The organism is Arenimonas sp. (assembly GCF_019459675.1).
Lineage (GTDB): Bacteria > Pseudomonadota > Gammaproteobacteria > Xanthomonadales > Xanthomonadaceae > Arenimonas.
Window position 1 is genome coordinate 1 of sequence record NZ_JAIBFH010000355.1, and the last position, 9,550, is coordinate 9,550.

7 protein-coding genes are annotated in these 9,550 nt (G+C 68.8%); 3 read left to right on the forward strand and 4 right to left on the reverse strand.

Going from position 1 to position 9,550, the window contains the following annotated elements; genetic code table 11:
• Window positions 1–9: 9 nt before the first annotated feature.
• Window positions 10–351: a helix-hairpin-helix domain-containing protein gene (locus tag K0M70_RS11830; RefSeq protein WP_290782167.1), complete on the reverse strand. Its 342-nt coding sequence runs from the start codon at window positions 349–351 to the stop codon at window positions 10–12.
• A 212-nt stretch (window positions 352–563) separates the two neighbouring features.
• Between K0M70_RS11830 and K0M70_RS11835 the strand changes: the two genes are divergently transcribed.
• Together K0M70_RS11835 and K0M70_RS11840 are read left to right on the forward strand one after the other, a co-directional pair.
• Window positions 564–2,042, forward strand: coding sequence for a M20 family metallopeptidase (locus K0M70_RS11835; protein WP_290782170.1), 1,479 nt, complete (start codon window positions 564–566; stop codon window positions 2,040–2,042).
• A 53-nt stretch (window positions 2,043–2,095) separates the two neighbouring features.
• The gene (locus K0M70_RS11840) at window positions 2,096–3,400 is read left to right on the forward strand and encodes an aspartyl/asparaginyl beta-hydroxylase domain-containing protein (protein ID WP_290782172.1); all 1,305 of its coding nucleotides are present in this window, start codon (window positions 2,096–2,098) and stop codon (window positions 3,398–3,400) included.
• A gap of 6 nt (window positions 3,401–3,406) precedes the next feature.
• On the opposite strand, the gene K0M70_RS11845 is transcribed toward K0M70_RS11840, so the two are convergent.
• Entirely contained in the window at window positions 3,407–4,090 is a 684-nt protein-coding gene (locus K0M70_RS11845; RefSeq protein WP_290782175.1) for a 2OG-Fe(II) oxygenase family protein, read from the reverse strand.
• A gap of 96 nt (window positions 4,091–4,186) precedes the next feature.
• Between K0M70_RS11845 and K0M70_RS11850 the strand changes: the two genes are divergently transcribed.
• A complete protein-coding gene (locus tag K0M70_RS11850) occupies window positions 4,187–5,986 on the forward strand; it encodes a sulfotransferase (RefSeq protein ID WP_290782178.1) in 1,800 nt (599 codons plus the stop codon).
• Here K0M70_RS11850 and K0M70_RS11855 read toward each other — a convergent pair.
• The gene (locus K0M70_RS11855; RefSeq protein WP_290782180.1) at window positions 5,983–6,960 is read right to left on the reverse strand and encodes a methyltransferase domain-containing protein; all 978 of its coding nucleotides are present in this window, start codon (window positions 6,958–6,960) and stop codon (window positions 5,983–5,985) included. The genes K0M70_RS11850 and K0M70_RS11855 overlap by 4 nt on opposite strands.
• An 83-nt stretch (window positions 6,961–7,043) precedes the next feature.
• The gene (locus K0M70_RS11860) at window positions 7,044–9,446 is read right to left on the reverse strand and encodes a TonB-dependent receptor (RefSeq protein WP_290782182.1); all 2,403 of its coding nucleotides are present in this window, start codon (window positions 9,444–9,446) and stop codon (window positions 7,044–7,046) included.
• Between the last annotated feature and the right edge of the window lie 104 nt (window positions 9,447–9,550).

The following is a 9,550-nucleotide window of genomic DNA, read 5'->3' on the forward strand; positions in this document are numbered from 1 at the left end:
GGGGCTCGTTCAGTGGCTTGCCGGGGCGGGGGCCTGGGGCTTGGGCTGGGCCGCCGGGGCGGGCGCCGGGGCAGGGGCGCCCGCACCAATCTTGATGCGATCGCGGTTGAGCTCGATGGTGGACAGGCCGATGCCCTTCACCTCGGCCAGCTCGTCGGCGCTCTTGAACGCCCCGTGCTGTTTGCGGTGCGCGACGATGGCCTCGGCCTTGCTGGGGCCCACGCCGTTGAGTATCCGGTCGAGCGTGGCGGCGTCCGCGGCGTTGATGTCGACCGTCTCGGCGGCCAGGGCACTGCCGGCCAGCGCGGCCGACAGCAGGATCGAGCGCAGCGTGAGGGCTATCTTGTTCATGGTGATACCTCGTTGGGTCCAGGGGATGGGCCCGGTGGCGATGCTCGCCCCGGGGCAAGGCCAGTCTCGACGCACGGCCGAGGGGCGCCCATCGCCATTCACCTCCCTGGGGATCGGAACCGTCGTGCCGCCGCTGTCCGCGCTTTCCTACCCGGCCGGCGGCGCAGGCCCCAAGGGAGTAAAATCGGGAAAACACCGCAACGAGGATCGCCATGGACACCGCCAAGACCGACCGCTTCATTGCCGACGCCTGGGATGGCGACATCGTCCCGCAGCTGGTCGAGTACATCCGCATCCCGAACAAGTCGCCCATGTTCGACGCGCAGTGGAAAGAACACGGGTACATGGACGACGCGGTGAAGCTGCTGGCAGGTTGGGCCAAGGCCCAGCCCATCGCGGGCATGCAGGTCGAAGTGCTGGAGCTCGAAGGCCGCACTCCGTTGATCTACATCGAAGTGCCGGGCGAGGGCGACGACTGCGTATTGCTCTATGGCCACCTGGACAAGCAGCCCGAGATGACCGGCTGGGCCGACGACCTCGGCCCCTGGAAGCCGGTGATCAAGGGCGACAAACTCTACGGCCGCGGCGGCGCCGACGACGGCTACGCGCTGTATGGCTCGCTCACCGCCATCCGCGCGCTCAAGGAACAGGGCAAGCCGCACGCCCGCTGCGTAATCCTGATCGAAGCCTGCGAAGAGTCGGGCAGCTACGACCTGCCCTTCTACGTCGACCACCTGGCGCAACGCATCGGCAAGCCGTCGCTGGTGGTGTGCCTGGATTCGGGCTGCGCCAACTACGACCAGCTCTGGTGCACCACTTCGCTGCGCGGCCTGGCGGGCGGCAACCTCAAGGTCAGCGTGCTCAGCGAAGGCGTCCACTCCGGCGATGCCTCGGGCGTGGTGCCGTCCAGCTTCCGCCTGCTGCGCCAGCTGCTGTCGCGCCTGGAGGACGAAGCCACCGGCAAGATCCTCGTGGACGAGCTGTACGTGGACATCCCCGAGCAGCGCATCACCCAGGCCAACCGCGCCGCACAGGTGCTGGGCAGCGAAATCTGGGACAAGTTCCCGTTCCTGGACGGCATGGCGCCGATGAACCCCGACCTCACCGAGCTGGTGCTCAACCGCACCTGGCGCCCGGCGCTGTCGATCACCGGCGCGGACGGCATGCCCACGCTGCAGAACGCCGGCAACGTGCTGCGTCCGCACACCGCCGTGAAGCTGAGCCTGCGGCTGCCGCCCACGCTGGAGCCCAAGCGCGCCGGCGAGATCCTCAAGCGCGTGCTCGAAGCCAACCCGCCCAACGGCTGCCGGGTCGAAGTGGAGCTGGAGAAAGCCTCCACCGGCTGGAATGCCCCGGCGCTTGCGCCCTGGCTCGAGCGCGCCATCGACACCGCCAGCCAGGAGTTCTTCGGCGCGCCGGCGATGTACATGGGCGAAGGCGGAACCATTCCGTTCATGGGCATGCTGGGCGACAAGTTCCCGGGCGCGCAGTTCATGATCACCGGCGTGCTGGGCCCGCACTCCAACGCGCATGGCCCGAATGAATTCCTGCACATCCCCACCGGCAAGCGCGTCACTGCCGCCGTGGCGCGCGTGATCGCCGACCACTACGAGGCCAGCCAGCGCGGCGAAACCCGCGGCGTGGGCGTGCACGAAGGCAAGGCACACTTCGGCGACCACGGCTGCTGCTGAGCCAGGGCACCGTTACTTCCACCGCAGCGCACAACCAACGCCACCAGGCCCCCATGAATACCAACGCTGCCGCCACCGACCCACGCATTGCCGCCCTGGCCGTCGAAGCCGAGGGACTCGCGCGCCGAGGCCAGACCCAGGCCAGCGCGCGGCTGTGGGACCAGGTGCTGGCGCTCGCACCCGAACACGCGGGCGCGCTGACGTTCCTGGGCACCCTGGCCCTGGCGGGCGGCGACACCGCCCAGGCGGCCAGCCTGCTGCAGCGGGCCGTGCGCGGCAGCCCGCCGATGGCCATGGCCCACGCCCAGCTGGCGCGCGTGTACCGCGCCACCCGGGACGACGCGGCGGCGCTGCAGGAGCTCGATCGCGCGCTCAAGCTCGAGCCCTCCGCCTACGGTGTGCACTTCGAGAAGGCCGCCATCTACGGCCAGCTGGGGCGCGAAAAGGACCAGGCGCTGGCCTTTGCCAGCGCGCTGCAGGTGATGCCGGCCCAGGCCGCCATGACCCCCGAGCTGCAGCCGCTGGTGGCGCGCGCGCAGCGCATGGTCACCGAGAACCAGGCCCAGCTGGGTGAGTTCCTCGACCGGCACCTGGCCGAACTGCGCGGCTCGCGTCCGGGCCGGACGCTGGAGCGCTTCGAAGAGTCGCTGGACGTTTCGCTGGGCCGCCGGCCCCTGCAGCTGTCACAGCCGGGCATGTTCAACGTGGTGGGCCTGCCGTCCATTGCATTCTTCGACCGTGCGGACTTCGCCTGGGCGCCGGCCGCGGAGGCCTGCACCGACAAAGTGCGGGCCGAACTGCAGGACGTGCTGCAGCAGGATGCCGAGGGCTTCATCCCCTACGTGCAAACCCGCCCGGGTGAACCGGTCGGCCAGTTCCAACCGCTGGACTTCAATCCCGATTGGAGCGCGTATTTCCTCTGGCGCCACGGCAAGCGCGTGGAATCGCATATCGCGCGCTGCCCGGAAACCATGGCCATGCTCGACGCCGTGCCGCAGGTGGCGGTTCAGCACCGCGCACCGGCCGCCTTCTTCTCGGCGCTCAAGCCACACACGCGCATACCGGCGCACAACGGCGCCACCAACTGCCGGCTCACCGTCCACCTGCCGCTGATCATTCCGCCCAACTGCGGGCTGCGCGTGGGCAACCATGTGCGGCCGTGGACGCCCGGCGAGCTGCTGATCTTCGACGACACCGTGGAGCACGCCGCCTGGAACGACAGCGACCAGCTGCGCGTGGTGCTGATCTTCGACATCTGGCACCCCCTGCTGAGCGCGGACGAACGCCGGCTGGTGCAGGGCGCGCTGGAAGGCATCATGGCCTACTACGGCCGCGACGCCCCGCTGGGCGAGCTGTAGCCCGACCTAGCCCTTGGCGTGCCACCAGCCCGTGATGGCCAGGCGCGGTTCCCGGGCCCAGGGCGCCACCAGCCCCACGTGGTGCTTGGCTGGCACCTTGAAAAGGCTCAGCGAATTCCACAGCGGCAGGAAGGCATCGCGGGGGCTGCCGTCTTCGTTCACGAAGTGCAGCAGGCCACCCCAGTCGGCCTCCCAATGGCGCGACAGGTTGAGCACGTAGGCATAGCGCCTGCCCTCTTCCTCGTGCCGGTCGTCGTGCACGCGCAGGAATTGCCCGGGAAGGTAGCGCGTGGCCTGCGCGCCCACCATGTTCAGCTGGGTGTCGCCGGTGAAGTCGCGGATGAAATCCAGGAAGGGCGCGCTGTTGAAGAATTCCAGCACCGCATGCAGCACCAGGTGTGGATCGCGGCCGGCCTTCATCGCTTCCACCATCAGGTAACGGTCGTACACGTAGTGGAAGCCGGCGGCGGCGGTGCGGTAGGCGGCCGGCATTCTGTGCTGCAGCGTTTCGCCGGTCCACGGCGGGCTGTCGGGCTGGCCGCGCTCGGCGGTACTCCAGGGCACTTCGCGGCGAAGGCAGTCGGCCAGCCGCAGCGCGGCGTCGGGCTGCAGGAATCCCTGCACCTGCACGCGTCCCTGCCGGGCCAGGGCCGACCGATACGGCGCGATGTCTAGTTCGTTGCTGATCATGGCGGAAAAAGCGGTGTGGTTGACCGCATTCTAGCCCGGCACCCGCCGCTGGCAGCGCGGTTTACAATGGCGCGGTATTCCGTCGCCGGACGCCGAATGACCGACGCTCCTCCCCACCCTGCCGCCCTGGCCACCCGCCTGGACCACCTGGCCGCGCTGATGCAGCGCGGCGCCCTGGCAGACGCCGAACGTGGACTGCGCCAGCTGCTGGCCGAGGCGCCCGCCGTGGCTGCCGCGCACAAGGCCATGGCCACGCTGGCGCTGCGCACGGGCCGCCATCCGCTGGCGCTCGAGCACATGCATCAGGCAGCGGCGCTCGCGCCGGAATCGGCCAGCCTGCAGTGCGAACTGGGCTGCCTGCTCGCGCACCAGGGCCAGCCGCTGCCGGCGCTGGACTATTTCCGGCGCACCATCGACCTGCAGCCGGCGTTTGCCGACGGCTGGTACTTCCTCGGCATCACGCTGGCGCGGCTGAACCGCGACGAAGAGGCGCTGCTGCCGCTGCGCCGGGCAATGGCGCTGGCACCCGGCCAGCCGCGTCAGCTGGAGTCCCTGGCCCAAGTGGAATTCCGCGCGGGTTTCCCGGACGACGCGCTGCCGCTCTGGCAGGAACTGCTGCGGCTGCGCCCGGGACACGACGAAACCCTGCTCAAGCTGGGTGAAACGCTGGGCCGCCTCGGGCATAACCTCCAGGCGCGCCAGCTGTACGTGGACGCGCTGGAGCAGCGTCCCGGGTCAGCCGACCTGTGGATGGCGCTGGCGCAGTGCGAGGAAGACATCGGCGACCGCGACGCAGCGGCCAGCGCCTACGAACGCGCGCTGGCGCTGCGCCCGGACTGGGCGTTCCCGCTGAGCGGCGTGCTCGGCCTGCTGCGGGGCAAGGCGCCCGAGCCGCGCGTGGCGCAAGCCAAGGCCCTGCAAGCGCGCGCCGACCTGCCCGATCCCGACCGCGCCCTGATTGGCTACGAGCTGGGCAAGGTGCTGGATGGGCGCGGCGAGTACGCCGCCGCCATGGCCAGCTGGGACGACGCCAACGCGGCGCGCCGGCGCATGATCGGGGAGTTCGACCTGCCCGCGCAGCAGCAGCGGGTGGCGCAGACCATGGCCGTGTTCGACCGTCCGCTGTTCGAGCAGGCCAGCGGCGGCAGCCCCGACGAACGGCCGGTGTTCGTGGTGGGCATGCCGCGCAGCGGCACCACCTTGACCGAACAGATCATCGGCTCGCATGCCCAGGCCCACGGCTGCGGCGAGCTGCCGGACATGTCGCTGATCGCCCACAACCTGCCCGCGCGCGACGGTTCGCCCCAGCAGTGGCCGAACGTGATCCGGGACCTCCATCCCGGCGCGCTGGAACAGGCGATCCAGCGCTACCTGACCGCCAGCACGCGCCATGCGCCGGCCGGGGCGCTGCGGCTGGTGGACAAGGCGCCGATGAACTTCCATTTGCTGGGCCTGGTGGCGCTGATGTTCCCGCGCGCGCGCGTGGTCTGGTGCCGGCGCGACCCGCGTGACATCGCCGTATCGATCTACGGCGAGAACTTCTCGCTCAGTGAACGATTCGCGACCCGCCTGGAGGGCATCGGCCACAGCATCAACCTGCAGAACCAGCTGATGCGGCACTGGCAAAAGGTCCTGCCGCTGCCGATCCTGGAGCTCGACTACGAACAGTTGGTGTCCGACATTGAGCCGCAGGCCCGCCGCCTGCTCGAGTTCACCGGCCTGCCCTGGGATCCCGACTGCCTGCGCTTCCACCAGAGCGAGCGCGGCGTGCAGACGCCCAGCCGCTGGCAGGTGCGCCAGCCCGTGCATACCCGCTCAGTGGGCCGCTGGAAGAACTATGCCTTTGCCATGGCGCCGCTGATGGACGTGCTCGAGCCCCGTCCGCGCGCGGACTAGGCCGACGCCGGGTCCAGGTGCAGGGCCCAGCCCAGCACGCCCTCGCCCTGGCTCAGCGGTTCGCAGCCGACACGGGCGCCGGGCCGCGCCTCGCGCAGGCCAGTCAGCAGTTCCTGCACCTGGCGGTCGTCCAGGGCGTGGCCGATCATCTCGCTGGTGCGCAGGCCAGCCGCCTGCCACTGCTCACGGTAGCTGGCCAGGAGGCGCAGCGACGGCGCAGCATCGGCACCGACACCGGCCAGCAAGCCGTGGATCCGGTCGCGCGCCTCCACCAGCAGGTCGGGGACGCGGCTGGCCTGGATGTGCGTGGCCAGTTCACTCATGGCGGCGTTGTAGGCCTCACGGCAGGCAAGGGCCTGGGCGTTCCCGGCGAGGCTGACGCCGGCGCGGGCCTGGGCAAACCAGGGGATGACCGCGGCCGCGGCTGGCAGCAGGCCCGCGGGGGCCATCAGCAGGGCCTGGTTGGCGACCTCGGCACGCCCCACCTGCACCAGCACCGAGCCGGCATGGTGCATGACGAAGGCGAGCCGCCCCGATGGGCCAGCCACGCGCAGGGCTTCACGCAGCGCGGCATCACGCTGGGCGTATTCGAAACCAAACTGGCTGACCACCAGGTCGAAACTGGCGTCGGCGAAGGGCAACTGTTCCATGGCCACGCCGGAGTGGAACCGGACGCGGGAACTGTGGCTGGACGAGTACCAGGCGGGCGCTACCTCGGCCAGGTCCACCGCGTCGACCTGCGGGCCGTCAGCCTCCGCAAACTGGCTGTACAGCAGAAGCGGCAGGGCGCCGTTGCCGGTCGCCAGGTCGAGCACCCGCTGCCCGGGGCGCAGGCCGGCGAAGACCGCCTGCCAGTGGGCGCCGATGGCCCCGGCATAGTTTCCAGGGAAACTGCCGATGCATGAATGCAGGCCGCCGGCGGCCCAGTAGGCCGACCAGGCCGCGCGTCGTTCATTGGCTTGGGTGGAATTCATGCCGGCATTGTCCCGGCGGCTGCGCCAAAAAAGAAGGGCCCCGTTTCCGGGGCCCTTCGAATCACACTTTCACGCCAGACTTATCAGAAGGTCTGGGTGTAACGCAGGTACGTGGTGCGGCCGTAGGCGTCGTACAGGTTGAAGTTCCACGGACGGCCGTCAAACGCGACCAGCTCCGGGTAACGGTTGCCGACGTTGGTGGCACCCATGGCGATGGTGCCGTTCCACGGCGCCTTCCAGGACAGCTGCACGTCGTTGGTGGCGTAGCCACCCACGGTCGGGCCGGTGCCGTTGAACTGGCTGTCGATGTAGTTGACGTTCCAACCCACCGTGAAGTCACCGTAGGTCCAGTTGTTGGCCAGGCCGGCACGCAGGTCCGGAGTACCACGCAGACCCGTGAACTCGGTGACGTTGCCGATACCGTCGTCGATCTCGTAGCTACGAATGTAGGAAACGGCCAGCTGGCTGTTGAGCTCGCCGTACGTACCCAGTTCGAAGTTGGTGTTGATCTTGAGGTCGAGACCGTTGGTCGACAGGGTGCCCTGGTTCGCGAAGCCAGCGATGATTTCGGTGATGCGGCCGCTGGCGTTACGGGTGATGCTCAGGCCCGGGGGAATCGGACCAAAGGTGGCCGGATCCAGGTCGGAGTTGATGATGTCCTGGGCGGAGATCTGCGAGATCGTGTTGTTGACCGTGATGTCGTAGTAGTCCAGGGACACGTCCAGCCACTCGAACGGGTCATACACGACGCCGACGCTGAACTGCTCCGAGGTCTCGGACGAGAGGTCCGGGTTGGCCAGGAAGAAGGTGTCGACCTGCAGCTGGCAGGTGGTCGGCTCGCCGAGCGCGGCGCAGGACTCAGGATCGTTGACCGGCGAGGCCGAGAACGACGGCTTCTGGGTCAGGATGTCGAGGCCCGGAGCAGCGAAGCCTTCGCCGTAGGAACCACGGAAGGTCAGGTTCTCCAGCGGCTGCCAGCGCATGGCGATCTTCGGGGAGAAGTCGTCGCCGTAGTCGCTGTAGCTGTCCCAACGGCCGGCCAGGGTGATGTCGAAGCTGCTGGTGAACGGCAGCAGCCATTCGAAGTAAGCAGCCTTGGCGTCACGCGAACCAGCGGCCGAGTTGCCGGCCGAGCCGAGCACCACGCCAGCTTCCGACAGGGAGTCGTACTGGTCGGAGTACACGTCTTCGCGGTATTCGGCGCCGACGACGGCGTTCGAAGTACCACCGCCCATCTCGAACACGTCGAAGTTCATCAGGCCGTAGACTTCGTTGGTCTGCCAGCGCGATTCACGGTTGATGGTGGCCTTGAAGCCGTTGAGGGTCGTTTCCGACGCGCCGAACGGGTTGTTGAACATGTAGTCGCCGGCATTGGCCGCCAGCGCCGCCAGGCTGCCGACGATGTAGCCACGGCCCAGTTCGATGTACTTATAGTCGGTGCGGCGCAGGCCGAAATCGACGCCGATCGTGTCGGTCAGCTGGCCCTGGAAACCGACCAGGAAGTCGCTGTTGGTGGCGTCCGTGAAGTTGTCACGGTTACCGGCCGCCGCGAAGCGATGGTAGAAGTACGTGCCACGGCCGTCGGTGTTGGCACCCGGGCCGGAGGTGATGCAGGTGTTGACCGCGCTGCCAGCGGCCTGGCACTGGACGCCCAGGTTGATGTCGTTCGGGGTACCGTCTTCAACCAGAACAATGCCCGGGACCGGCGCATAACGGCCGAAGGTCTCGACCTTGGTGGTGTTGGCGGAAGCGTAGACGCTCCAGTCATCGTTGATCTGGTGGTCAGCGCGCACGAAGACCGACTTGTTGCCGACCTTGGCTTCGTTGGCCGCGACCGAGTTGAAGTCGAACGAGCACAGGCCGTTACCGAGGCGGTAGAAGCCGTTGGAGTTGCAGGCGAAGCCCGGAACCGGGGACGCGCCGCCCAGCGGGCGAGGCAGACCCGTGACCGGGTTGATGCCGTTCGGACGCTCGTAGTTGTAGTAGTTGTTGCCGAAGGTGCTGACGCCGCGCGAGCCGCCACCGATCTGGTCACGGGTGAACACCATGCCGCGCTTCGAGGAGGACGCGCCACCGACGATGCGGGTGCGGTCGCTCGAGGAGCCGAACACGACGGACATGTCTTCCAGGTCGCCGCCGGCGACTTCGGTAGCACCGATGCCGTAGCGAAGCTCGGCGCCGTTGAAGTCCTTGCGCAGGATGATGTTGACCACGCCACCGATCGCGTCGGAACCGTACACGGCGGACGCGCCGTCGGACAGGATCTCGATGCGCTCAACGGCCGCAAGCGGGATGGCGTTGAGGTCGGAGCCGGACGAGGCAGCCATCGGGTTGGTCGGGGCGCGACGGCCGTCGATCAACACCAGGGTGCGGCCCGAGCCGACGCCGCGCAGGTCGATCGTGGCCAGGGACTGGGCCGACGAACCGGACTGCGGACGGAAGTTGCCGAAGGACGCGAAGGTGGAGTCGCGGGGTGCATAGGCCACCCCCCCCTCGCCGGGAGCCTCAATCTGGGGGCGGGGGGGGACGCCGACCCCGCACGCGCCGGCGGTTGGAGCGCGCGGGAGTCGGGGGCCGGGGACCACAGGGG